This is a genomic window from Streptomyces sp. NPDC005898 (assembly GCF_040629635.1).
Lineage (GTDB): Bacteria > Actinomycetota > Actinomycetes > Streptomycetales > Streptomycetaceae > Streptomyces.
Window position 1 is genome coordinate 38,760 of sequence record NZ_JBEXWC010000005.1, and the last position, 24,744, is coordinate 63,503.

Consider the following 24,744-nt stretch of genomic DNA (forward strand, 5'->3'; position numbering starts at 1 on the left):
GTACTCATACGGCGGCCGCCCCTCGGTGGGCGAGCATCCGGTCCACCACACGGGCCGCGGCCCGCCCGTCGTCCAGGTCGCAGAACGCGGCGCGGAAGGCCTCGTACGCCTCTGCGTACGGCTCGCTCGCCGCCTCCACGTCCCGCAGGGCGGCGATCAGGTCGTCGGAGGTGGGGACGAGCGGGCCCGGCGCGCGCCGCTCGAAGTCGAAGTAGAAGCCGCGCAGCCGGTCGCGGTAGTGCTCCAGGTCGTACGTGAAGAAGAGCATCGGACGGCCCGTCACGGCGAAGTCGAACATCACCGAGGAGTAGTCGGTGACCAGGACGTCGGCGATCAGGAGCAGGTCCATGACGTCGGGGTGGCCCGCCACGTCCCACACGAAGCCGTCGCCCGCGCCCGGCACCGGCTCCACGACGTGCGCGTGCGGCCGCACCAGCAGGACGTGGTCCTCGCCCAGTTCGTGCCGCGCCTTCTCCAGGTCGAGGCGCAGGTCCAGGAGGAAGCCGCCCCGGTGGCGCTGCTTGTCCTCGCGCCACGTCGGGGCGTACAGGACGACCTTCTTGCCCTCGGGCAGACCCAGCGCGCGGCGCACGCGGGCGGCGCGCTCGGCGCGGTCGGGGGCCAGCAGGACGTCGTTGCGGGGGTAGCCCGTCTCCACCAGCTCGCCGTCCACGTCGGCGCCGAACCGGAAGGCGCCGCGCAGGATCGGGGTGCTGAACCGGTTCGGGGACAGGAGCATCGTCCACTGGTGGCGCTCGCGGTCCAGGTCCACGAGGTACTGGGTGCTCGCGAAGTGGTCGTTGGCGAAGTCGAAGCCGATGCGCTTCAGCGGTGTGCCGTGCCAGGTCTGGACGATCTGCTGGCCCTCGCGCCGCACCAGCCAGCGCGGGAAGTGCGTGTTGCCGACGAGGTAGCGGGAGCGGGCCATCGCCTCGTAGTACTCGGGGCTGTGCACGCGCACCGCCTTCGCGGTGGCCGGGACCCGGCACTGGCCGTCCCTGACGACCCACAGGTGCTCGACCGGCAGGCCCCGGCGGACCATCTCCTCGTGGAGGGCGCGCGGCGAGTCGCCGTACATCCGGCCGCCGAAGACGTCGTACAGGACGGCCTCGCGCAGCGGCTCGTGGCGGGCGGCCGGGTAGGTCTCGGTGCGCAGCCTCGTCTGCCGGTAGCGGCTGCGCTCGTCGGGGCGCAGCTCGGAATGGGCCATCAGGGCCAACTGGTCGTACTGGCGGGCCTGGAGCTCGACGCGCTTGCCGTGCGCCTCGACCTCCATGGGGAGGTGGCCGTGGACGGGCGGGGCGAGCTGGACGGCGGTGCGGGTGCCGTCCGGCCGCCGGACGGACGGCCACCAGAAGCCGGCGCGCAGCGGGATTCCGCCGGTGGGGCGGTGGGTGGGGGCGGGGACGAAACGGGCCTCGAAGCGGCCGTCGTCGGCGCGGGCCGGGAAGGTGTACTCGTGGCCCGACCAGGTCTGGCGGAGCATCAGGTCCAGGGCGTGGGCGCCCGGCGCGGGGTAGCTGCCGGTGAGGGTGACGGTGCCGTCGGGGGACACGGAGACGCGGTCGACGAGGGGCTGGACGGGCTGGTCCACGAACTGGAGGTAGCCGCCGGGGCTGCGCCGGGCGTACATGGCGCGGCCGGCGTGCGGGAACTGGGCGCCGGAGAAGCCCTCCCGGTCGTCCAGGACGAGGGCCAGCCGCGTCGACGCGGGCTCTGCACCGGTGTTGCCGGCGTCGGCGTCGGTGCCGGTGCCGGTGCCGGTGCCGGTGACGATCTCCACCGACATGTCCCAGCGGGCGATCGAGCGTTCCGCCTGGGTCGGGCGCAGGCGTTCGTGGTCCTCGCGCACCTGCGTCAGGGCTGCCGTGCCGACCCGGGCCGTGAAGGGGACGCGGCCGTCGCGCGGGACGCCGAGGTCCAGCGGGACGGTGCGGATCGCGCCGGACTCGCGGTGGCGCATGCGCAGCCGGGGCGCGCCGTCGGGGGCGGTGCGCAGGATGCCGCGTACGACGAGGTGGGAGCCCTCGGCGCGGACCTCAAGGGCACGCGCGTGGGCCGTCTCCACGCGGATGGCCAGCTCGCCGTCCTGGATCTGCGGGGCCACCCGGACGTCCTCGGCGACCCAGTGCGCGGGCGGCGTCTGGCCGGAGCCGGTGCCCGCGCCGTGCAGCGGGCCGCGCCGGGGCGTCATGCCGGTGCCGGCGACGGCGATCCGCACCCGCCACAGGCCGTCGACCCACCGGCCCCGGCGGCGCAGCCGCGCGGGGTTCACCAGCGCGCCGAAGCCCGCCCAGTCGGCGTGCCGGAACTCCGCGCCCGAGGCGACGGTGGCCTCCGGGTCGATGTGGCTGCGCGCGGGCACGAGCACCGTGCGGCGGCTGCCCTTCTCCTTCAGGATCAGCGACTTGAGGGCCTTGCCCCGCGACTCGGCGCCGAGCTGGCGGGGGAACGCCCAGCCGGTCAGCCACAGCTTGCCGTCGTGCCAGGCGGCCTCGTCGAGCCGGCTGCGCAGCCGCAGCTCCTGGTCGAGGCGGAGCACCGCGTCCGGCACGGGGACCGTCGGGTCGAGGAAGGGGTAGTCGGCCTGGGGGCGCAGCGTCCCGGTGACGGGGATCGAACCGCCGTGCTCCTTCTCGAACTCCAGCTGCGCGATCAGCTCGTCCAGGCGCCGGTGCACGGTCAGGTACAGCTTCAGCTTGTGCGGCACGGGCAGCGCGCGCACCGCGTCCTGCCCGATCTCGCGCACCAGGCGGCCCACGTGCTCCAGGAACGCCTCCTGATAGGCGGCGTCCGAGCCGGGCAGCACCTTCCAGAAGAGCGGGATCTCCTCGGCGAGCGCGTTGTCGTCGTAGACCCGCAGGTGTTCGGCGTACATGGGGTCGTCGTCCACGCGGGCCAGCAGGAACGCGCGCACCATGCGGATCGACTTCACGCGGTCGATCAGACCCTGCGGGTTCGTGCGGTTCTGCGTGATGGAACGCTCGCCGCTCTCGCGCTCGCGCCAGTTGTAGATCGGCTCGCTCAGCACGTCCACGGCGTCCGCGAGGTAGTGCGCGGGGACGCTGACAGGGGCGTCCTCGTACAGCATGGCCTCGGGGTAGGCGAGCCGGTGCTTCTCCCAGAAGGAGCGGCGGTAGACCTTGTTCCACGCGGTGCGGTCGGTCAGCAGCGGGCGGAACCGGGAGACGTGCGTCCGCAGCCGGGTCGTGGCGAAGGGCACGCGGTGCACGGGCGACTGGACGTACCCGGCGGAGCGGAAGCGCGTGACGTTGCCCGCCGCGAAGTCCGAGCCGGTCGCGTCGAGCGTCTCGATGAGCAGCGCGTACGCCGTCGGGGGCAGCGTATCGTCACTGTCGACGAACGCGAGGTACTCGCTGTGCGGGGACATCTGCCGCACACCGGTGTTGCGGGCGGCGCCCAAGCCCTTGTTCTCCTGCGATATCAGCCGGAAGCGGGGGTCGGCCGCCGCGAAGCGCCCGGCGATGGCCGCGCTGCCGTCCCGCGACCCGTCGTCGACCATGACCACTTCGAAGTCCGTGAAGGTCTGGGCCGCCAGGGACTCCAGGCACTCGTCGAGGTACAGCTCGACGTCGTGGACGGGGACGACAACACTCAGCCGTGGCTGCACGCGCACTCCTTCTGTTGCTAAACGCTCCCATAGTGTAAGGATGCGGCTATTGATGCGACAAAAGGGCTACCTGTCCGGTTTTGGACGGTGGCTCGCGGCGACCCGGCGACCCAGCGGGACGGTGCGGGCGTCGGCTAACCCTTGCCGCCGCCCGTGAACCGCTCGTACTCCTTCATGACGTCCGCCGTGGGGCCGTCCATCCGCAGTTCGCCGCGCTCCAGCCACAGCACCCGGTCGCAGGTGTCCCGGATCGACTTGTTGTTGTGGCTGACCAGGAAGACCGTGCCCGCGCGGGCGCGCAGCTCGCGGATGCGGGCCTCGGAGCGCTTCTGGAAGGAGCGGTCGCCGGTGGCCAGCGCCTCGTCGATGAGCAGGACGTCGTGGTCCTTGGCGGCGCCGATGGAGAAGCGCAGGCGGGCCGCCATGCCGGAGGAGTAGGTGCGCATGGGGAGGGTGATGAAGTCGCCCTTCTCGTTGATCCCGGAGAAGTCGACGATCTCCTGGTAGCGCCGCTGCACCTGCTCGCGCGACATGCCCATGGCCAGACCGCCGAGGCGGACGTTGCGCTCGCCCGACAGGTCGTTCATCAGGGCCGCGTTCACGCCGAGGAGGGAGGGCTGGCCATCGGTGAAGATCCGGCCCCGCTCGACGGGCAGCAGGCCCGCGACCGCCTTGAGCAGGGTGGACTTGCCCGAGCCGTTGGTGCCGATCAGGCCGATGGCCTCGCCCTTGCGGGCGGTGAAGGACACGTTCTTGACGGCGTGCACGGTACGTGTGCCACGCGCCCCGCCGCGCTTGAGGATGCGGCCGAGGGCGGCCGTCGCGGCGCCGCGCCCGGCCGTGGCGCCGGCGCCGTGCACGCGGTAGACGATGTCGACCCGGTCGACGATGACGGTGGGCGCGGGTTCCGGGGAAGTCTCGGTCTCAGCCACGGCCGTACGTCTCCTCTGCCTTCCAGAAGTAGATGAACCCGCCGATCCCGGCGAGCAGGGCCCAGCCCAGCGCCCAGGCCCACACGTGCTGCGGGAGCCGGTCGGCGTGGAAGCTGTCGATCAGCGCGAACCGCATCAGATCGATGTAGACGGCGGCCGGATTGCACTCCAGGAGCACCTGGACGACGTGCGGCAGGTGCTTGTCCTTCAGGACCGCGTCGATGCTCCACATCACCCCGGACGCGTACATCCAGGTGCGCAGCACGAACGGCATCAGCTGCGCGATGTCCGGCGTCCTGCTGCCGAGCCGGGCCATGACCAGCGCGAGGCCGGTGTTGAAGGTGAACTGGAGGGCGAGGACCGGCACCGCCAGGAGCCAGGACGCCGTCGGCGGCACGCCGAAGCCGAGCAGGATGACCAGCAGCGCGCCCATGGAGAAGAGCAGCTGCTGGAGCTGTTGCAGGCAGTGCGAGATGGGCAGCGAGGCGCGCGGGAAGTGCAGGGCGCGCACCAGGCCGAGGCTGCCCGCTATGGCGCGGGTGCCGGCCATGACGGACGCCTGGGTGAACGTGAAGACGAAGACGCCGGTGACGAGGAAGGGGACGTAGTCGTCCACGTCACGCCTGGTGTCCATCAGGACGCCGAAGATGAAGTAGTAGACCGCCGCGTTCAGCAGCGGGGTCATCACCTGCCAGAGCTGGCCGAGCTTCGCCTGGCTGTACTGCGCCGTCAGCTTGGCGGTCGCGAAGGCGGTGATGAAGTGGCGGCGCTGCCACAGCTGGCGGACGTAGGCGGGCAGGGAGGGGCGGGCGCCGCTGACGGTCAGGCCGTGCCGGGCGGCCAGCTCGGCGGGGCTCATGGGGGCCGCCTGCGCGGAGGCGGGAGGCGGGGGTGCGTCGAGGACCTGGCTCACGTGCGTGGCTTTCGCTCGGGGAGGCTGCGGAGGGCTGCGACACACGTCGGGACGGGCCCGTATCGTCGCAACGCCGAGCGTAGGACTCGTCACGTCGGAACGCAACCGTATCGTCGTCGCGCTTTTATGCTGTCCGCATGACGACGAGCAGGCAGCAGGGTGAACAGGCGGACGGCCCCGGGGGCGGTCGGCCCCGCCGCAGGGCGCCCGCCGGGGCCGCCGTGCTCCGCGCGGACAAGACCGAGGCCATCCGGACCGCCGTCTTCGAGGAGCTGGCCTCCGTCGGATACGCCCGCATGTCCATCGAGGGCATCGCGCGCCGCGCGGGGGTCGGCAAGACGGCCGTCTACCGCCGCTGGCGCTCCAAGCTGCACCTCGTGCTCGACCTGGTGTCGGCCATAGCGGTCCAGGGCCTGCCCGCGCCGGACACCGGCTCGCTGGAGGGGGACCTGCGGCTGCTGTACGAGGTGACCTCGCGCGCCCTGCGCCACCCCGTCGCCTCGCAGGTAATCCCCGATCTCCAGGCCGAGGCGGCCCGCAACCCCGAGATCGCCGAGGCCCTGCAGAAGGCACTGCGGGAGGGGCAGCACGGGGTCGCGAGCGGCATCGTGCGGGCCGCCGTCGAGCGGGGCGAGCTGCGGGCGGGCGCCGACGAGGAGCTGGCCCTCGACCTGCTCTCGGGGCCGCTCTACTGGCGCTCGGTGGTGGTGCGCGCCGACCTGCCCAAGGGCTACTTGGGCAGGCTCGCGAAGGCCACGGCGGCGGCACTCCGCGCGCTCTGAGGCGGCACTTCGCGCGCTCTGAGGCAGCACTTCGCGCGCTCTGAGGCAGCACCTCGCGCCCCCTGAGGCAGCCCCTTGGCGGCTACTTCGGCGCTGCCCCCGGGTGCAGCCGCGTCCAGCCCGCCCACGCCGACGCGATCATGTCGCGTACGTCGCGCTCGGCCGACCAGGACAGTTCCGCCGCGACGCGGTCCGCCGAGGCCACCACGCGGGCCGGGTCGCCGGGGCGCCGGGCGGTCACCTCGGCCGTGGTGGCGTGGCCCGTGACCTCGTTGATGAGGTCCGTCATCGCGCGGACCGAGACGCCCTCGCCCCGCCCGACGTTGAGGGTGAGGTCCGTGCCCGGCGCCGCCGAGGCGAGCCTGCGGGCGGCCGCCACATGGGCCTCGGCCACGTCGGCGACGTGGATGTAGTCGCGTACGCAGGTGCCGTCGGGGGTGGCGTAGTCCGCGCCGAAGATCTTGGGCGCCTCGCCGGCCGTGAGCTTCTCGAAGACCATCGGGACGAGGTTGAAGACGCCGGTGTCGGCCAGCTCGGGCGAGGCCGCGCCCGCCACGTTGAAGTACCGCAGGGACGCCGTGGCCAGGCCGTGCGCGCGCCCCGTGGCACGCACCAGCCACTCGCCCGCCAGCTTGGTCTCGCCGTAGGGGCTCATCGGCACGCACGGCGTCTCCTCGGTGACGAGGTCGACGTCGGGCATGCCGTAGACCGCTGCCGAGGAGGAGAAGACGAAAGAGGGGACCCCGGCCGCCACCACCGCGTCCAGGAGGACCCGCAGGCCCTCCACGTTCTGGCGGTAGTACCGCAGCGGCTGCTCCACCGACTCGCCGACCTGCTTCTTCGCCGCGAGGTGGACGACGCCGGTGATCGCGTGGTCCTCGAGGGTGCGGGCCAGCAGGTCCGCGTCCAGGGTGGAGCCCGTCACCAGGGGGACGCCGGCGGGGACGCGGTCGGCGATGCCGGTGGACAGGTCGTCGTAGACCACGGCCCGCTCGCCCGCCTCGGTCAGGGCGCGCACGACATGCGCTCCGATGTATCCGGCGCCTCCGGTGATCAGCCAGGTCATGGTCGTCGCGTCCTGTCCTGTCGTACGTGTGCTCTGTGCCGCCTGCCCCGGTCTGCTCGGCTCCGGGACCCGCAGTCTCGCAGAGGGCGCGTACGGGGCACGTCAGCGGGCGCGCGGGCCGGTGACGGCGCGGACCAGGCGGGCCAGGCGCCGCTTCGCCACCCCGGCCACGCCCCGTGGGCCGGGGGCGAGGCGCACGGAGAGGTGGCCCGCCTGAGTGGCGTACGGCTGGACGAGGAGGATGCCGCGCCGGCCGCCCGGCACCACCGTGCGGCGCAGCAGTCCGGGCCCCGTGACGGCGTGCGCGGTCGTCTCGCGCACCGTCCCGTCGGCGAAGCGCACCCGCAGCCGCACGTCCCACACCCCGCCCGCCAGCGAGGCGAGGTCCAGCAGGACCGTGGCCGTCCAGGTCTCGCCGGGCCGCTCGGCGCCGAACGACGCCGTACGGCGCAGGCCCGGGTGGCCGCTGTGCCGGTGGACCAGGTCGACGTCGACGGTGGCGGGACCCGCCTCCGCCACCCGCCCGTACAGCTCGCGCAGCCGCAGCGTGAGCCGGGCGCCGCCCGCGCGCGGACGCAGTTCGCCGTCCACCGCCAGGGGCAGCAGCCGCATGGGCCGCACGAGCAGGTGCTCCAGGGTGACCTGGGGCAGGTCGTCCGCCCACACCGGCGTGGCGTCGGCCGCCCTCGGATAGGGCGGGGCGAGCCGCGCCGGGCGCGCCGCCACCTGCTTGAGCCGGGCCAGGTCACGGGGGCGTTCGGAGGCGAGGACGACGCGCGCGATGACGCGGCCGGGGGCGGGCGCCGCGTCGAGGTCGGCGGCGTCGAACGTCGTCAGGTACGCGCGCGTGAGCGCCCACCACTCGCGCTGGTGCTCCTTGCCGCGCGCGGGCAGTTCGCGGGTGTACATCCGCAGCTCGTGGTCGAGGAACTTGGTGCGGGCCGCCCGCGCGAGCCGCTTGCCGCCGTTGCCGCGGGCGTCCCGCAGGATCTCCACGGACTGCCGGTGGGCCTCCATGCGGGCCCGCCAGTTGGCGATGCCGGAGCGGTCCAGGGAGATCGACAGCTTGGCGGCGGCGCGGCGCACGTGCCACACGTACACCGTGTCCGGGACGAGCGCGATGCGCGGGGCCGCGGCCAGGACGCGCGCGGTGAAGACGAAGTCCTCGTAGACGAAGCGGCCTTCGGGGAAGCGGATGCCGTGCTCGCGCAGGAAGTCCACGCGGTAGAGCTTGTTGACGCACAGCGTGTCGTGGACGAGGCGGGCGCGCAGCTCGGGCCGGGCGACGAGCCGGGCCCTGGCGTACAGCTCGGGCTGCCAGGGCACGTCGCGCCCGGAGGGCAGTTCGCGGCGCACGCACAGCCCCGACGCGACCTCGCTGCCGTGCCGTTCGGCGGCGGCGAGCAGCGCGGCGGCCGCGCCGGGCGGCAGCACGTCGTCGCTGTCGAGGAACATCACGTACGGCGCCGACGCGGCGTCGATGCCGTCGTTGCGGGGGGTGCCGCAGCCGCCGCTGTTGCTCTCGCGGCGCAGCACCTTCACGCGCCGGTCCCGCGCGGCGAGCCCGGCGAGGAGTTCCGCGCTGCCGTCGCTCGAACAGTCGTCGACGGCGATGACCTCGTGGACGACGGGGCCCTGGGCCAGCGCGGAGCGCACCGCGTCGGCGAGGTGGGCCGCGTCGTTGAAGCCGATCACGACGACGGAGACCCGGGAGGAGCGGGCGTTAGGGGCGGGAGTGTTCAGGGCAGTCGGGAGAGGCAGGATGCGGTCCACGGAGGAAATTTTATAGGTTGCTCGTAATTATCCGATTAGGGGGGCATTCGTCGGAGTGGCCCCGCCCACCCGCGCGAGCACCTCGCCGGTCCGCCGGCTCCAGTCGACGACCACCGCCTCCGGCGGCACCTTCTGCCCGGGGGAGAGCAGCAGCCACCGCACGTCGTAGCGCCGGACGATCGCCGTGCGCTCCGCGCGAGTGGAGTCGGGGGAGAGATAGGTCCGCACGGCCGCGAGGCGCCGCCGGCGCACGTCCTCGTCGAGCGAGGCGTCCGGCCAGGCGGGGGCGACGAGGTTGGCGCCGTGGCCCGGCACGGAGCGGGTGGGGCGGTAGCCGTCGGTCAGCACCACGTCGCCGGGGCGCATGTGGCCACTCGCCCAGCCGTAACCGGGCCAGCGCGGCGGCTGGTCGAAGCCGATGGGGTCCAGCGCTCGGGGCACCACGGCCCCCGCCTGGATCTGGAAGAACCCCACGCACGCCCCGAGCGCCGCCGCCCCGGCCAGCGCGCCCCGCCGCCACCCCCAGGTGCGCGGCGCCGCCAGCTCGATGGCCAGCGCGAACTGGAGCGGGACCAGGGTCAGGCCGAGGATGCGCCCGTAGGTGTAGTGGCCGCTGAACCAGCCGTAGGCGACGACCGCGCACTCCAGGACGAACATCACGACCAGCGGGTCCCTGCGGTCCCTGCGCAGCCGCAGCCACAGCGCGGGCAGGCCGAGCAGCGCCAGCCAGAAGCGCTGGGGCATCTCGGTGTAGAGCTGGCGGTGGATCCAGTCCACGCTCTCGTCACCGACCAGCGAGAAGACGCTGAAGTACGGCCACAGCGCCGCCCCGACCACCGCCGTCAGGCCGGTCGCCGCCCACGGCCACAGCACGCGCCCGGACACCGCGAAGGCGACGACGCCGATCACCGCCGCCACCGAGGAGATCGGATGGACGAGCAGGATGAGCCCGCACAGGGCGCCGAGACCCACGTAGGACCAAAGGCCCCGCTCCGGGGGCCGGGTCAGCGAACCGGCCCACGCCCACGCCCAGAACGCCAAACCGATCGCGAAGGTCGAGGGGTAGCCGAGGTTCCCCGTCATCGACATCAGGCCCAGATAGCCGCTCCACCACGCCATCCGGGTGCCCCACAGCAGCACCATCGCGCCCAGTGCCAGGACCGGCGCCCACGGGCGCGAGGTGAGCACCCGCACGAAGCGGCCGATGCCGGTGAGCAGCACGAGGAGGTTGAGCGGACCCGCGAGCTTGACCACCTCCCAGCCCGCGAGGCCCGTCGCCCGCGCGAACAGGCCCTGCGCGACCGCGTACGGCGAGTAGTACGCGCTGCCCTGGCCCGGCAGGTCCGCCATCGGGTGCGAGGGGTGCAGGAGGTCCGCCTTCAGGCGCTCCACCACCGCCGCGTGCTGCCCGAAGTCGCAGCACATCGGCACCCGCCAGAACGCCAGCGACATCACCAGCCAGAACAGCCCGCCGAAGACCAGGTACGGCGAGGGGCGCAAACGGGGGGCGCCGCCGAGGGCCGTCGCGCCGTGGAGGGTCCGGCGGGCCATGAGCGTGCCGCTCACCGCATCAGCCTCTCCGCGACCCGGGCGGCGGCCCCGCCGTCGTCCAGATCGCAGTAGGCCTCGCGGAAGGCCGTGTACGCGTCCGTGTGCCGGGCCGCGATCGCGTCCAGGTCGCGCAGCGCCTCGACGACCTCGCCGGTGGAGGCGAGCAGCGGGCCCGGGGCGCTCGTCTCGAAGTCGAGGTAGAAGCCGCGCACCGTGTCGCGGTAGTGCTCCAGGTCGTAGGCGTGGAAGAGCATCGGACGCCCGGTGTGCGCGAAGTCGAACATCAGCGCGGAGTAGTCGGTGACCAGCACGTCGGCGATCAGCAGCAGTTCGGCCGCCCGGGGGTGGGCCGACACGTCGCGGACGAAGGGCGCGCGGGCGCCCGGCAGCCGGCCCGACGTCAGCGGGTGCTTGCGCACCAGCAGGACGTGGTCGTCGCCGAGCACCGACTCCGCCGCGCGGAAGTCCAGCGCCGGCTCGTAGCGGAACCGGCCCGGGGCGTACGCGAGATGGTCCCGGTAGGTCGGCGCGTACAGCACGATCCGCTTGTCCGGGCCGACGCCCAGCTCGCGGCGCACCCGGTCGGCGACCTTGTGGCGGTCGTCGCCGAAGAGCACGTCGTTGCGGGGCGAGCCCGCCTCCAGGACCTCGCCGTCGTAGGCGAGGGCGCGGCCCAGGTGGGGGGTGGAGAAGCGGTTGGGGGAGACCAGCACGTCCCACTGGCGGGACAGGCCCGGCAGGGCGTCGAGGTGGCCGTGGTCGGCGTAGAGGGTGTCGGTCAGGTCGGTGCCGATGCGCTTGAGGGGGGCGCCGTGCCAGGTCTGTACGACGGTCTGGCCCTCGCGGCGCTCGAAGAACTCCGGCAGGTGGCCCGAGGCGACGATGCGGCGGCAGCGGGCCAGCGCCTCGTACCAGGCGGCGCTGTACTGCTCCACGCCCTTCGCGCCGGCCGGGACGGGGGTCTGCTGGTCGTGCGTGACCCACAGGTGCTCCACCTCGGCGCCGCGCCGCACCAGCTCCTCGTGGACGGCGCGGGGCGAGTCGCCGTCGAGGTAGAGGACGGCGTCCGTCAGGGGCCGCTCGCGGCAGCCCGGATAGTGGGCGGTGCGCAGCCGGTGCTGCCGGTAGGCGCCGCGCTCGGAGCGGGCGAGGACGGACCCCGCCTCGACGAGCAGCCGGTCGCCGAACCGCCGGTCGACCGTGAACTCCCGCCCCTCGACCTCCTGGTGCAGGGGCAGCGCGGCCGCCACCGAGGCGAGCAACCGCACCGGCACACCGTCATCACCCCGCCGCCCCCCACCGCGCCCGTCCCGGTCTCCGCCGTGTCCGCCCCGGACCCCGACCTGCCCGCCCCGGTCTCCGCCGTGCCCGTCCCGGCCCTCGCCGTGCCCGTCCCGGCCCTCGCCGTGCCCGTCCCGGCCCTCGCCGTGCCCGTCCCGGCCCCCGCCGTGTCCGCCCCGGCCCTCGCCGTGCCCGTCCCGGCCCTCGCCGTGCCCGTCCCGGCCCTCGCCGTGCCCGTCCCGGACCCCGACCTGCCCGTCCCGGTCTCCGTCGTGTCCGTCCCGGCCCCCACCGTGTCCGTCCCGGGCCCCGGGCCGACCGTCCCCCGCCCCGCCGGGCCCCGTCCCGGTCTCCCGCAGGAAGGCGTACCACCGGCCCTCCCGCAGGGCGCCGCCCCCCGGTGCGAGGACCGCGCGCAGTCGGTCGCCGGTCCGTTCGGCCGGGGCCACCAGCTCCTCGTCGTGGCCGCTGTGCCGCAGGACGAACTCGGCCTCGGGCCAGCCGGCGCCGGTGGCCGACAGCTCGACGGTCAGCGTGCCGTCGGCGCCCCAGGCGATGCGGTCGGCAACCGGCTGCCGGGTCAGTTCCACGACCAGCTGCCCCTGGTCGTTGGCCGTGGCGCACAGTTCGCGTCCGGTGTCCGTCGCGTACCGCCCGGGGGGCAGGTCCAAGGTGGCGGCGAGGGACTTCAGGGTGCCGTCGGGCAGCACGAGGTTGGCCTGCCAGCGCTCCCCGTGCGGCGGCTCGACCTCCTTGGGCGCCAGGTGCGGGGTGGGGGCCACCCGCGCCAGGTCGGCGAGCCGTACGCGCACCTCGAAGCGGTCGTCGGCGCGGGCCACCGGGGACTCGACCTCGGTCCCGGAGTGCTTGTGGGTGAGCCGCAGGGCCGTGGGACGCAGCCGCCCGGGCAGGCTGCCGCTCAGCACCACGTCACCCCCGTCGCGCCGATGGGCCTCCACACGGGCCGCGTACTCCTGGACGCGCAGCACGAGCCGGCCCTTGCTGTGGCCGAGGACGAGGCGCAGCCCGTCGTCCAGCTCGCGCACCAGGGACTGCGCCGACCCGCCGTCGGCGGCCCGCACGGCCGAGCGCCGCACGGTGCCGTGGCCGGCGACGACCACGCCGAGCAGCCAGTTGCCGGGCCGCCACCGCCCGCCGGTCTTCAACTGCTCGGGGTCGATCGTCATCTCGAAGCCGGACAGGTCGTAGCAGTGCAGGCGCTGGCGTGACCGCTCGGTGGCCTCCGGCGCGGCGACCGTCCTCGTCGGCACGCGGCGGAACTCCCGCTTGCTGCGGACCGACTTGAGCAGCCCGGCCTTCACGGAGTGCCCGGGCCGGGTCGCCTCCAGGTTGCGCACGTACGCGTATCCGCTGATCCGCAGCTTCCCGTCGGCGCCCCAGCGCGCCTCGCCGGCCCGTGCCACGACGGGCAGTTCGTGCCGTCCGACGCGCGTCAGCTTCTCGGGGAGCCGGCCGACGCCGGGGTAGGAGGCGCGGCGGCGCACCGTGCCGCGCACGTGGAAGGCGGTGCCGTTGGTCCGTTCGAAGGAGAGCAGGTCGATGAGTTCGGCGGTGCGTCCCTCGCGCACGAGCTGCCACTTGACGCGCAGGTCCACGGGGAGCCCGGCGATCACGGACGGATCGGCGCGGCGCAGGAAGGCGGCGGCGTCCGTCATGAAGGCCGCGCGGTACTCGGGCCCGCCCATCGGCAGCCCCTCCAGGAAGTACACGAAGTCGTCGCGCAGACAGGAGGCGTCGTACGTCTTCCTCATCTCCGGCGCGTGCCGGGCGAGGAAGCCGGAGACGTGCGCGCATGCCGCGATCCGGTCGCGCACGCCCTTGACGTCGGTGCGCCGGCGGGTGATGGAGCCCTCGCGCACGCGCCAGTAGTAGACGTGGTCGCTGAGCACGTCCACGGAACCGGCGAGGAAGTGCGCCGGGATCATCACCGGCGTGTCCTCGTACAGCTTGCCCTCGGGGAAGGCGAAGCGGTGGCGGTCCCAGAAGGAGCGGCGGAAGACCTTGTTCCACGCGACGCGGTCGGAGAGCAGGTCGAGGTCGCGCGTGATGTGCGTACGGGCGCGCTGCTCGGTCAGCCACTTGTACTGCCAGGCCTGGGAGCGGCCGCGCTCGGTGAGCCGCCAGACGTTGCCGCAGGCGAAGTCGGAGCCGGTCCCGTCCAGGCTGGCGATCATCCGCTCGTACGCGTCGTGCGGCACCACGTCGTCGCTGTCGACGAAGGTGAGGAACTCGGCGGTGGGGGACGCCTTGCGCACACCGGTGTTGCGGGCGGCGCTCAGCCCGGCGTTGCGCTGGCGGACGTAGACGAAGCGGGGGTCCCGGGCGGCGAACTCACGGGCGATGGAGGGGCTGGAGTCCGTCGAACCGTCGTCCACCATGACGCACTCCAGGCCGCCCGGCCCCTCCGGACCGCCTGGCCGGCCCGGCCCGTCGATGGTCTGCCGCGCGATCGACTCCAGGCACTCCTCCAGAAACTCCTCGACGTTGTAGATGGGCACGACGACGCTGAGACGGGGCTGCACGGCGACCGGCCTTTCGTGAGAGTACGGGCATATTTATCCCCCTTTGCCCTCCGCCCGCTCCCGACGGTCAGCTTCTCCACCGCCTTCCACCCCAATGAGTGACGGCAGGTCTTCGACAGGCGGTGTCCGGCTGACTACGGTCGGTTGACATGTCGCGCTTCTCGGTTGTCGTCCCCGCCCACCGCGTCCAGGGCTACCTGCGGGAGTGCCTGGACTCGGTGCTCACCCAGTCCTTCGGCGACCTCGAACTGCTCGTCGTCGACGACGCCTCGCCCGACGCCTGCGCCGCCATCGCCGGGGAGTACGCCCAGCGCGATCCGCGCGTGCGACTGATCCGGCTGGCCGCCCACGCGGGCCCCGGCCCCGCCCGCAACGCCGGCGCCGACCGCGCCACCGGCGACCACCTCCTCTTCCTCGACGGCGACGACCTCCTGCTGCCGGGCGCCCTCGCGGCCATCGACGCGGCCCTCACCGGACACGGCGAGCCGGACGTGCTGCTCCTCGGCCACGACCGCGTCGACTGGTGGGACACCGTCCGCCCCGGCGGCACCCCCGACGCGAGCCGGCCCCTGGCGCTCCCCCCGGCCGCCTGGAACCGCGTCTTCCGCCGCGAGTTCTGGCGCGCGCGCCACCTCGCCTTCTCCGAGGGGGCCTACGAGGACGTGGTGCCGGTGCACACCGCGACCCTGCGCGCGGGCGGGCGCCTCGCGGTCCTCGACCGCGGCTGCGTGCGCTGGCGCGAGCGGCGCGGCGGCAGCTTCTCCACGACGCCGGGCCGCCACCACTTCGCCCTCGTCGAGCGGTACGAGGAGCTGCTCGCCGCCGCCGGGCCCGACGACCGCGCCCGGCTGCTGCCGCACGCCGCCGCGCACCTCCTCGCCGTCCTCGACGACCCCGGGCGGATCCGCGCGGGCGACCGGCGCGACTTCTTCCGCGAGGCGGCCCGCCTGCACCGCACCTACGCGCCCGCGAGCACCGAGCCCCGCACTCCCGGCGAGAAGGCCCTCGCCGCCGCCTCCTTCGCCGCCCACGAGGGCCTGCGCAAGGCCGAGTCGCGGCGCCTGCGCGTCACCCGGCACCTCGGGCGGCAGAAGAAGAAGCTGCGCGCCCGCGCCATGCGCGCCGCCTACCGCGCCGACCTGTACCGCTCCCTGGACCCGCACCTCGCGGTCTACGGCGCCTACTGGAACCGCGCCGTCTCCTGCAACCCCGCCGCCATCCACGCCAAGGCCCGCGAACTGGCCCCGCACATCCGGGGCGTGTGGGTGGTCTCCGGACGTCACCAGGACAAGGTGCCCCCCGGGGTGGAGTACGTCGTCGAAGGCTCCCGGCGCTACTGGGAGGCGATGGCGAGGGCCACGTACCTCGTCAACAACTCCAGCTTCCCCGGCGGCTTCACCAAGCGCCCCGGCCAGGTCTACCTCCAGACCCACCACGGCACCCCGCTGAAGAAGATGGGCCTGGACCAGCGCCGCTACCCGGCCGGGACGCACGGCATCAGCTTCCAGAAGGTCCTCGACCACACCGACCAGTGGGACTTCAGCCTCTCGGCCAACCCGCACTCCACGGAGGTCTGGGAGCGCGTCTACCCCTCCACCGCCTACCAGCCGCTGGAGGCGGGCTACCCGCGCAACGACGTGTACTTCACGACGGACGACGAGCGGATCGCCCGCATCCGCGAACACCTCGGCATCGCCGACGACCGGACCGTGCTGCTGTACGCGCCCACCCACCGCGACTACCAGAAGGGCTTCCTGCCCCGCCTGGACCTCAGGCGCCTCGCGGAACGGCTCGGCCCCCGCTACGTCGTGCTCGTGCGCGCCCACTACTTCTACGGCGGCGACGCCGGGCTCGACCCGCACCCCGGCCTCGTGGACGTCACCGGGTACGCGCGCGTGGAGGACCTGTGCCTCGCCGCCGACGCGCTCGTCACGGACTACTCCTCGCTGATGTTCGACTACGCCTGCCTGGACCGCCCGATCGTGACGTACGCCCCCGACTGGCAGGCCTACCGCCTGGCGCGCGGCACCTACTTCGACCTGCTGTCCGGGCGGCCGGGCGAGACGCCGGGGGCGGTGGCCACCACCGAGGACGAGCTGGCCGACCTGTTCCGCGACGGCGGCTGGGACACCCCCGGCACGACGGAGCTGCGCACCGCGTTCCGGGCGCGCTTTTGCCCCTACGACGACGGGCGGGCCGCCGAACGCGTCGTACGGCGGCTCTTCCTGGCCCCCGCTCAGCGTTCGTAGGGCGAGCGCACCGGGAAGTACGCCGTCAGGAACGACCGGATGGCCAGCGCCATCTCCTCGTCCGCCATGCCGCTGTCGGGGGACTCGCCGATGCAGAACGCCGTCCGGTCGCGGTTCTGCAGCAGCCGGCCGAGCCGCGCGTGGTCGGCGCGGTCACCGATGTCCACGAAGTCGTACGAGATGGAGCCGGGCACCGCCCGCCCGGTCAGATACGCGTAGTGCTGGTGCAGCGAGGAGACCAGCGAGTGGTCGCCCACGGAGCGGAAACGGCTGCGGGCGGTGGCCGCCAGCTCCTCGGGGAAGCGTTCGGTGATCTCCGCCAGGACGCTGCGGCGCAGCGCGTAGGGCACGTGGAAGAAGCTGTGCGTCGTCGTCCTGCCGAACGCGCGGCGCAGCAGCTCGCGGTTGTTCTTCGCCGCCGCCAGATAGCCCTCGTCGTCCGGCGCCAGGGGCAGGGCGGGCACGGACGCGGACGACCAGAAGAAGCGGGCCAGGCCGTTGCTGAGGAAGAAGGTGTCCGGGGTGGTCGGGCGGCCGAGGAACATGTCGTCGTTGAAGTACAGGAAGTGCTCCGACAGGCCCTCGACGCGGTGCAGCTGCGACTCGATGGAGTGCGAGTTGAAGGTCGGCAGGCACGCCTCGGGGTCGGCGAACAGCTCACGGTGGTCCACGACGGTCAGCCCGGGGTGGTCGCGGTCGAGCCAGTCGGGGACCTGGCCCGCCGTGACGAGGTACACGTGCCGGATCCACGGCGCGTACATCGCCAGGGAGCGCAGGCTGAAGCGCAGCTCGTCGCGGTTGCGGTAGCGCACGGCGCCGTCGTCCGCCGACTCCTGCCCCGGGCCGCCCCGGGCCGCGTCCCGCAGGGCCCGCCACGTCGGGTCGCAGTCGTCGACCCAGGTGTAGACGGCGTCGACGGGGAAGTCGACGTCCTTGACGAGGAGTTCGGTGAAGATCCGCAGGGTCGGATAGGCGCGGTCCCCCACCCGCAGCGTCGCCGTCGGGGTGAGCGAGGGCAGCTCCGCGCCGGCCAGCGTCGTCCCGAACGGCGCGCGGAAGCCCTCGGCGGCCCCGGCGCCGGGCACCCCCGGCGCGGCCCTCGGCCAGAACGCCACCGTGCAGGCGAGGCCCGCGCCGTGCCGCAGCGACAGGGTCGTCGTGGTCACCGGCTTGAAGACCTTGACGCCGGACAGGTCGCCGATGGCGTCGAGGCGCTCGGCGAGGACGGCGCCGGGCGCCGCGTCGCGCGGGTTGACCAGCTCGGCGTAGACGGGCTGTCCGCGCAGCGCCCCGGCCAGCGCCTTGAGGGCGCGGCTCCGGTCGTCGGCGGCCACGGCCAGGGTGTGGGCGGTGCCGTCGGGGGTGCGCACCAGGACGTAGGGCACGTCCTCGGCCTCCAGGGCGGACGCGGTGAGTCGCAGGTTCCACCGCGCCATGTCCGGCGCGAGGACGTCGTCGCGCCGCTCGGCGAGGCGGCCCACCGAGCGGATGACGCGGCCCGTGGTGTCGGCGGCGATGATCTCGTCCTCGCGGGCCCGCTCGTCGGCGGCGGCCGCGGCGTCGAAGGTGTGCGGGGCGGTGGGCCTGAAGCCGCAGCCGCCGGACGCGACACCGAGCGCCACCCGGTCCGCGCGTCCGCGAAGGCGGCGCGGCCGCTCCCGCCCGGCCACGAGCCGCGTGTACAGCTCCTCCCAGCGGGCGGTGACGTCCGCCGAGGAGAAGCGGGCGTAGACGCCCTCGCGGGCGGCGCGCGCGTACGCCCGCCGTGTCGCGTCGTCGCCGAGCAACTCGTCCATGGAGCGGGCGAGTTCGTCGACCTCGCCGGGCGGCACGAGCAGCCCGTCGACGCGGTGGCGCACGATCTCGGCGGGCCCGGTCAGCACGTCGTACGCCACCACGGGCACCCCGGCGGCGAGCGCTTCGAGGAGCACCAGCGGGAACGCCTCGTTGTGCCCGGCGGTCATCAGGCTCAGGCCGGCCTTGGCCCACTCGGCGGCCATGTCCTGGCAGGGTCCCAGCAGTTCGACGCGGTCGTGCAGGCCGAACCCGTCGACCAGGCGGCGCAGGTGCCGCTCGCGGTGGCCGCTGCCGAAGATCCGCAGCCGCCAGTCGGGATGCGCGCCGGCGATCTGCGCGAAGGCGCGCACGGCGTGGTCGACGCGCTTCTCGCCGGTCAGCCGGGCGGCCATCACGATGACCTTGCCCTCGCCGTCCGCGCGCGGCCGGAAGCCGTCCGGCACGGCGTTGGGGATGACGGCCAGCTCGGGCGCGGTGGGCCCGAGGGACTCCGCGATCCAGTCGCGGGTGCGCTCCGTCAGCGTGACGAGGGCGTCCAGGCGCGGCGCGTGCAGCAGCAGCGGCTCGCCGGAGGGGCCGCGCCGCTGGGTGGGGCGGTGCTCCTGGTGGACGGTGACGACGCGCGCGGGCGCCAGCGTCACGGCGGCGGCGAGCAGCGCGGGCGTGGTGCTGACCAGGACGTCGGTGTCGAGCGCGGTGAGCGCGGCGGTCAGCTCGATGTCGGAGAGCCGGTCGAAGGTGTCCTCCCAGGCGGGCCTGATCAGTTCGCTGGGCAGCGCGGCGAGGGTGCGGCACGCGGCGTCGTCCAGCTCCGAGTCCCCGACCGGGCGGGCGGGGGTCGCCGTGCGGTCCACGAGGTAGCGCACGGGCAGGGCGCGCGCCTCGGGGAAGAACGGCTCGGCGCGGGTGCGGAAGACGGAGACGACCTCGACCTCGATGCCGGGGCGCTCGGCGAGGTGCTTGGCCTGGGTGTAGGTGGCCAGCTCGGTGCCGCCCATCTCGTCGCCCCAGCCGAGCAGGTACGTGATCTTCATGAGGTCTCCTTCGCGGGCTCGCGCGTGCGGCCGGTGGGCCCGTCCGGGTGGTCGGCGGGCTCGTCCGTGCGGTCGGTGGGCCCGTCCGTGCGGGGGCCGGCCGGCTCGCGGGTGAGGTCGGTGATGTCCCGGCACGTCACCGCGAAGGCGCCCGTCCCGGTGAAGTGGGCGTGCGCCCGCACCAGCGCGCCGTCGGGCAGGGCGAAGACGCGAAAGGGCGTCGGGTAGGCGGCCGAGGGGTCCCGCACGTCCGTCAGCCACCGCCCGAGCGGCAGCCCCGCCACCCGGAAGTCCCACACCCACTGCCCGGGACCGGCCCCGGCCATCGCACCGAGCGGCACCCGCAGCGTGAACGCCGCGCCGCGCCCGGCCACCTCGGCGGGCACGACGACGCCGTCCCTGCGCCGCACGGCCTGCGCGCGGCCGGTGGACAGCGCCGCCCCGACCAGCCGGCCGTGCACGGTGATGCCGTCCCCGCGCGGCTCGAACCAGGCCAGCTCGGCGCGCGGCCGCGACCGGGTGGCCTGGAGCACGGCCCGTCCGCCGCGCGACCTGACGATCCGTACGAGGGTCCCGCTGAGCGGGTCGGGCGCGTACGGCAGCGTCGGGGTCGCGGGCGGCGCGGGCTCCTCGGCGGGCGTCAGGCCCCGTCGTCGTACGCGGCCCTCGGCGTCCCGGGTCTCGACGGTGAGCCGCCACACGCCGTCGCGCAGGTCCCGCAGCGTGGCGGTGGCGGTGAGCAGCGCCGGCCCGGCCGCGTGCCGTTCGAGGACCAGGGGGAAGGTCCGTCTGCGGGCGCCACGGCTGATCAGCAGCCGGGCCCGCTCGGGGGATCCGGCGTCCGGGGCGGCGAGGGCGACGTTGAGCGTGCGGCTGTCGCGGAGCGAGAGGTGCACGGGCGTCAGCAGGGGCTCGGCCCGCACGGCGCCGCGCGCCCGCCCCGCGGCGGCCCGCTCGAACCGGAACCGTGTGCTTCGCGTGGTGGCGCGCAGCCGTCGGACCAGGGGCGGCGGGGGCCCGGGGCGGTGAGGTGACAGGAACCCGATGCGGTGCATTTGCCTACTTTGCCCGCTGTGACCCCGTATGGCCCGCAGCGCGGGCCGTTTCTCCCGCCGGGGCAGCGGAAACGGTCCGCTCGGAGCAGTGGGGTGCCGCGTGTCGCCGCGCGGAGTCGAACATCAGGCCGGTGCCGGCTGGGCCTGGACGCGGACGGAAGGAGGCGGCCCGGACGCGGGCCGCCTCGATCGCCGTACGCATGCCGCTGGGGGGGTTCTCCCCAGGCCCCGGCCTATTTCACCGCGCCCGCCATGACACCGGAGACGAACTGCCGCTGGAAGGCGAAGAACACCGCCAGCGGGATCACCATCGAGATGAACGCGCCGGGCGCGAGGATCTGCACGTTGTCGCCGAAGAAGCGCACCTGCTGCTGGAGCGCCACCGTGATCGGCGGGTTCTTGGAGTCGGCGAAGATCAGGGCGATCAGCATGTCGTTCCAGACCCACAGGAACTGGAAGATGCCGAGCGAGGCGATCGCCGGCGCCCCCAGCGGCATCACCACCCGCAGGAACAGCCGCAGTTCGCCCGCCCCGTCCAGCCGGGCCGCCTCCAGGAGTTCGCGCGGGATCTCCGCGAAGAAGTTCCGCAGCAGGAAGATGGCGAACGGCAGGCCGAACGCCACATGGAAGGTGACCACACCCACCGTGGTCTCGAAGATGCCGATCTTGCCGAAGAGTTCGGCGATCGGCACGAGCGCCACCTGCACCGGCACCACGAGCAGACTGACGACCCCGAGGAACCACCAGTCCCGGCCCGGGAAGTCCATCCAGGCGAACGCGTACCCGGCCAGCGAGCCGATGAGCACGACGAGCAGCGTCGCCGGGACGGTGATCATGACACTGGACAGGATCGAGTCGGTGATCGTCTCGTCCTTCAGGAGGTCGGCGTAGTTGTCCAGCGTCATCTGCGAGGGCGCCGAGAACACCTTCCACCAGCCGCTCTCGCTCATGTCCGCCGACGTGCGGAACGAGCCGAGCAGCAGGCCGATCGTCGGCATCAGCCAGAACAGGCCGACCAGCACCAGGAACACCCGCAGCGCGGTGCTCCCCAGCAGGGACGCCACCCGCCCGCCGAGCGACTGCCTGGCCTTGACCACTTCGATCTGGGCGGTCATCGCCTGCCCTCCCGCCGCATGCGCCGGATGTTGAACAGCATCACCGGGATGACCAGCAGGAACAGCAGCATCGCGATGGCGCTCGCCACCCCCGGGTCCTTGTCGAGGAACGCGGAGTTGTACAGCTGGACCGCCAGCACGTTCGCCTCGTCCTTGGAGGAGCCCGGCGGGATCACGAAGACCAGGTCGAAGATCTTCAGTACGTTGATCATGAGCGTGACCAGCACCACCGCGAGGACCGGGGCGAGCAGCGGCACCGTGACCCGACGGAAGACCTGCCACTCGTTGGCCCCGTCCACCCGCGCCGCCTCCAGCAGCTCACGCGGCACGCTCGCGAGGCCCGCCGCGATCAGGACCATCGCGAAGCCCGCCCACATCCACAGGTACGAACCGATGATCGCGGGCGTGATCAGCGACGGGCCGAGCCAGTCCACCCCGTTGTAGGGCTCCCGGAAGTTCGACGCCGGATAGCGCAGCAGGGCCCCGTCGGCGGCCTTCGGCAGCGCGAACGTACCGTCGGCGTTGGCCTCCGTGGAGGCCACCACCTCGCCGTCCTTGACCGCCTCGACCGTGATGCCGGCATAGCCGAACTCCGCAGCGTCCGGGGCGTTGATCTTCCCCCGGCCCTTGCCGCGCGTGAAGTCCTGCCAGGCCGTGCCGGTGACCCTCTCCGGATCGGCCTGCGCGGGCCTGGCCGGCTTCGCGGCGTCCGGCATGGTGTCCGGCGCCACGCCGGTCAGCGGCAGCACCACCGGGGTGCCCGCCCGCACCGGCTCACGGGTGATGAAGGCGCCGCCTCCCGCGCTCTTGAGGGGCGACTTCATGCTGGGGTGCGCCTGCGGGAACGCCGAGGACTCGGCGAACGTGTCGTGCACGGTCACCGCCACCGCGTTGGCGACACCCCGGTCCGGGTCGGAGTCGTACACCAGCCGGAAGATGATGCCCGCGGCCAGCATCGAGATGGCCATCGGCATGAAGATGACCAGCTTGAACGCCGTGCCCCAGCGCACCCGTTCGGTCAGCACCGCGAAGATCAGGCCGAGAGCGGTCGCGACGGTGGGCGCCACGACCACCCAGATCGCGTTGTTCTTGATGGCGGTCAGGATGCTGTCGTCGGTGAACAGCGTCTCGTAGTTGCCGAACGCCGTGAAGTCGCCCGACTTGTCGAAGAAGCTGCGGAACAGCGAGTACCCGATCGGGTAGAGGACGAGCGCGCCGAGCAGCACCAGGGCGGGCAGCAGGAACAGCACCGCCAGGGTCGTGCGGGTGCCGGTCACGCTCTTGCGCGGAGTCGGGGCCGGGGGCGCCGCCTTGGCATCGCCCCCGGCGTGCACGGACGTCACCGCGTCAGTCCTTGTAGGCCTTGGCGGCGGCCGTCTCCAGCGTCTTCTGCGTCCCCTCGACGTCCTTCGGGTTCTTCAGGAAGTCCTGCAGCGCCTTCCACTCGCCCTTGCCCGGCGTGCCGCCGAAGGACTGCGGCGCCTGGTCGGACATGTCGAAGCGGATGTCGTCGCCCGCCTTGATGAGCGCCTTGGCGATGTTGCGCTGCACGTCGTTCGGGTACGCGCCCATGTCGAGGTTCTTGTTGGGCGAGAGGAACCCGCCCGCCTCGGCCCAGATCCGCGCCGCGTCCGGCGAGGCCAGATAGGTCAGCAGCGCCTGCGCGCCCTTGCTGTCCTTCAGCGCCACGGCCGCGTCACCGGCCACCACCGCCGGGGACTCGTCGCCCACCGCCGGGAACGGGAACACCTTGGCGTCCGTGCCCACCTTCGCCTTCGTCTCCGAGATCGGCAGCGAGACCATGTCGCCCTCGAAGACCATGCCCGCCTTGGGCTGGTCGCCGCCCTTGAAGGTCTGCTTCACGGACGCGGGGAACTCCGTCTGGAGCGCGCCGTCCGCGCCGCCCGCCACGAAGCCCTTCTTGCCGAACAGCTCACCGAGCGTCGTCAGCGCTTCCTTCACGGACGGGTCCGTCCACTTGATCTTGTGCTGGGCGAGCCGGTCGTACTTCTCCGGGCCCGCCTGCGACAGGTAGATGTTCTCGAACCAGTCCGTGAGGGTCCACGCCTCGGCGCCCGCCACCGATACCGGCGGCACCCCGGAGTCGTAGATCGTCTGGGCCGTCTTCATGAAGTCGCCCCAGGTCTTCGGCTCGCTCACGCCCGCGTTCTCGAAGACCCGCGTGTTGTACCAGACCAGCGACTTGTTGGCCGCCTTGAAGTACACGCCGTACTGCTTGCCGTCGACCGCGCCGAGGTCCTGCCAGCCCTTCGCGTAGTTCTTCTCCAGCTGCTTCTGCGCCTCGGCGCCGACCGGCTTCGCCCACTTGTTCGCCACGGCCTGCTCGATCGCGCCGACCTGCGGCAGCATCGCGACGTCCGGCGGCTCCCCGCCCGCCACCTTCGACTCCAGGAAGCTGATGATGGGGTCCTGCGCGGGCACGAAGGAGACCTCGGCGCCCGTCCTCTTCTCGAACTCGTCGAGGACCTTGAGGAACACCTTGCGCTCCGAGCCGCCCCACACCGCGGCCACCGAGACGTTCTGCCCCTCCAGCCTGGGCAGCTCGACCGTGGCCCCGGTGCCCTTGCCCCCGGTCTTTCCTCCCGTCTCGCCGTCGTCCTTGTCGTCGCCGCCGCCGCACGCGGTGGCGGTGAGCGCGAGCGTCCCCGCGACGAGAGCCGCGGCGATCCTGGCGCTGGTACGCCGGTGCTGCGGTGTCCTGCGTGTACTGCGAAGAGTGCTGCGCATCACTGCCCCGTTCTCTTCCTGGCGAGTCCCGTGCGCACTGGTCTACGCCCGGGCGGGGAGGGGCGGCAAGATGGCCTGCGGTGTCAACTCGAAGATCGTGATGGCGTTGTGACGTCCCGTCACTCTCAGGTACCGGGCTTTGTCACCTCACTGACGACATGAGGCACCAACAGGTCCCGCTCCGGCGGGACATGGCTGACTTACCCGCCAACTCACCGGTAACGCCCGCCCCTTCAGGCCGTGGGGCCGGGCGCGCCGGACGGCCGGCGGGACG

The 24,744-nt window shown here is 73.4% G+C and carries 14 protein-coding genes; 2 read left to right on the forward strand and 12 right to left on the reverse strand.

Annotated features, from left to right (window positions below; translation table 11 throughout):
- Positions 1-4: 4 nt before the first annotated feature.
- The 3 genes from ABZ385_RS09240 to ABZ385_RS09250 form a co-directional block, all read right to left on the reverse strand.
- Complete coding sequence (locus tag ABZ385_RS09240) at positions 5-3,631, reverse strand: bifunctional glycosyltransferase family 2 protein/CDP-glycerol:glycerophosphate glycerophosphotransferase (protein ID WP_358910633.1); 3,627 nt, start codon at positions 3,629-3,631, stop codon at positions 5-7.
- 134 nt (positions 3,632-3,765) lie between these two features.
- Entirely contained in the window at positions 3,766-4,563 is a 798-nt protein-coding gene (locus ABZ385_RS09245; RefSeq protein ID WP_358585958.1) for an ABC transporter ATP-binding protein, read from the reverse strand.
- Positions 4,556-5,476, reverse strand: a complete 921-nt coding sequence (locus tag ABZ385_RS09250) for an ABC transporter permease (RefSeq protein WP_358585959.1) — start codon at positions 5,474-5,476, stop codon at positions 4,556-4,558. Before ABZ385_RS09250 ends, ABZ385_RS09245 begins: the two co-directional genes overlap by 8 nt.
- A 137-nt stretch (positions 5,477-5,613) precedes the next feature.
- Between ABZ385_RS09250 and ABZ385_RS09255 the strand changes: the two genes are divergently transcribed.
- A complete protein-coding gene (locus ABZ385_RS09255) occupies positions 5,614-6,258 on the forward strand; it encodes a TetR/AcrR family transcriptional regulator (RefSeq protein ID WP_358910635.1) in 645 nt (214 codons plus the stop codon).
- Positions 6,259-6,340: 82 nt separating this feature from the next.
- Here the strand turns inward: ABZ385_RS09255 and galE are convergent, their stop codons facing one another.
- The 4 genes from galE to ABZ385_RS09275 form a co-directional block, all read right to left on the reverse strand.
- The gene (gene galE, locus ABZ385_RS09260) at positions 6,341-7,324 is read right to left on the reverse strand and encodes a UDP-glucose 4-epimerase GalE (protein WP_358585963.1); all 984 of its coding nucleotides are present in this window, start codon (positions 7,322-7,324) and stop codon (positions 6,341-6,343) included.
- A 102-nt stretch (positions 7,325-7,426) separates the two neighbouring features.
- Positions 7,427-9,088: a glycosyltransferase family 2 protein gene (locus tag ABZ385_RS09265; protein ID WP_358910862.1), complete on the reverse strand. Its 1,662-nt coding sequence runs from the start codon at positions 9,086-9,088 to the stop codon at positions 7,427-7,429.
- 36 nt (positions 9,089-9,124) lie between these two features.
- Entirely contained in the window at positions 9,125-10,663 is a 1,539-nt protein-coding gene (locus ABZ385_RS09270; protein ID WP_358910637.1) for a hypothetical protein, read from the reverse strand.
- Positions 10,660-14,472, reverse strand: a complete 3,813-nt coding sequence (locus tag ABZ385_RS09275; protein ID WP_358910639.1) for a CDP-glycerol glycerophosphotransferase family protein — start codon at positions 14,470-14,472, stop codon at positions 10,660-10,662. The genes ABZ385_RS09270 and ABZ385_RS09275 overlap by 4 nt, the downstream gene beginning before the upstream one ends.
- Before the next feature lie 149 nt (positions 14,473-14,621).
- Between ABZ385_RS09275 and ABZ385_RS09280 the strand changes: the two genes are divergently transcribed.
- Entirely contained in the window at positions 14,622-16,721 is a 2,100-nt protein-coding gene (locus ABZ385_RS09280) for a CDP-glycerol glycerophosphotransferase family protein (RefSeq protein WP_358910641.1), read from the forward strand.
- Here the strand turns inward: ABZ385_RS09280 and ABZ385_RS09285 are convergent.
- From ABZ385_RS09285 to ABZ385_RS09305, 5 genes are all read right to left on the reverse strand, one after another.
- Positions 16,709-19,552, reverse strand: coding sequence for a stealth conserved region 3 domain-containing protein (locus tag ABZ385_RS09285; RefSeq protein ID WP_358910643.1), 2,844 nt, complete (start codon positions 19,550-19,552; stop codon positions 16,709-16,711). The genes ABZ385_RS09280 and ABZ385_RS09285 overlap by 13 nt on opposite strands.
- Positions 19,549-20,607 (reverse strand): hypothetical protein, encoded by a 1,059-nt coding sequence (locus tag ABZ385_RS09290; protein WP_358910645.1) that lies wholly within the window; start codon positions 20,605-20,607, stop codon positions 19,549-19,551. The genes ABZ385_RS09285 and ABZ385_RS09290 overlap by 4 nt, the downstream gene beginning before the upstream one ends.
- Positions 20,608-20,840: 233 nt before the next feature.
- Entirely contained in the window at positions 20,841-21,722 is an 882-nt protein-coding gene (locus tag ABZ385_RS09295; protein WP_358589961.1) for a carbohydrate ABC transporter permease, read from the reverse strand.
- Positions 21,719-22,999 (reverse strand): sugar ABC transporter permease, encoded by a 1,281-nt coding sequence (locus ABZ385_RS09300; protein ID WP_358589965.1) that lies wholly within the window; start codon positions 22,997-22,999, stop codon positions 21,719-21,721. The genes ABZ385_RS09295 and ABZ385_RS09300 overlap by 4 nt, the downstream gene beginning before the upstream one ends.
- 70 nt (positions 23,000-23,069) lie before the next feature.
- On the reverse strand, positions 23,070-24,470 hold the full coding sequence (locus ABZ385_RS09305) for an ABC transporter substrate-binding protein (protein ID WP_358910647.1): 1,401 nt from the start codon (positions 24,468-24,470) through the stop codon (positions 23,070-23,072).
- Positions 24,471-24,744 lie beyond the last annotated feature (274 nt).

Excerpts from the sequence above, each read along its gene's own strand:
- ABZ385_RS09295 (WP_358589961.1), bottom strand. The coding sequence starts at position 21,722 with ATGACCGCCCAGATCGAAGTGGTCAAGGCCAGGCAGTCGCTCGGCGGG.
- ABZ385_RS09280 (WP_358910641.1), top strand. The coding sequence starts at position 14,622 with ATGTCGCGCTTCTCGGTTGTCGTCCCCGCCCACCGCGTCCAGGGCTAC.
- galE (WP_358585963.1), bottom strand. The coding sequence starts at position 7,324 with ATGACCTGGCTGATCACCGGAGGCGCCGGATACATCGGAGCGCATGTC.
- ABZ385_RS09305 (WP_358910647.1), bottom strand. The coding sequence starts at position 24,470 with ATGCGCAGCACTCTTCGCAGTACACGCAGGACACCGCAGCACCGGCGT.
- ABZ385_RS09290 (WP_358910645.1), bottom strand. The coding sequence starts at position 20,607 with ATGCACCGCATCGGGTTCCTGTCACCTCACCGCCCCGGGCCCCCGCCG.
- ABZ385_RS09285 (WP_358910643.1), bottom strand. The coding sequence starts at position 19,552 with ATGAAGATCACGTACCTGCTCGGCTGGGGCGACGAGATGGGCGGCACC.
- ABZ385_RS09255 (WP_358910635.1), top strand. The coding sequence starts at position 5,614 with ATGACGACGAGCAGGCAGCAGGGTGAACAGGCGGACGGCCCCGGGGGC.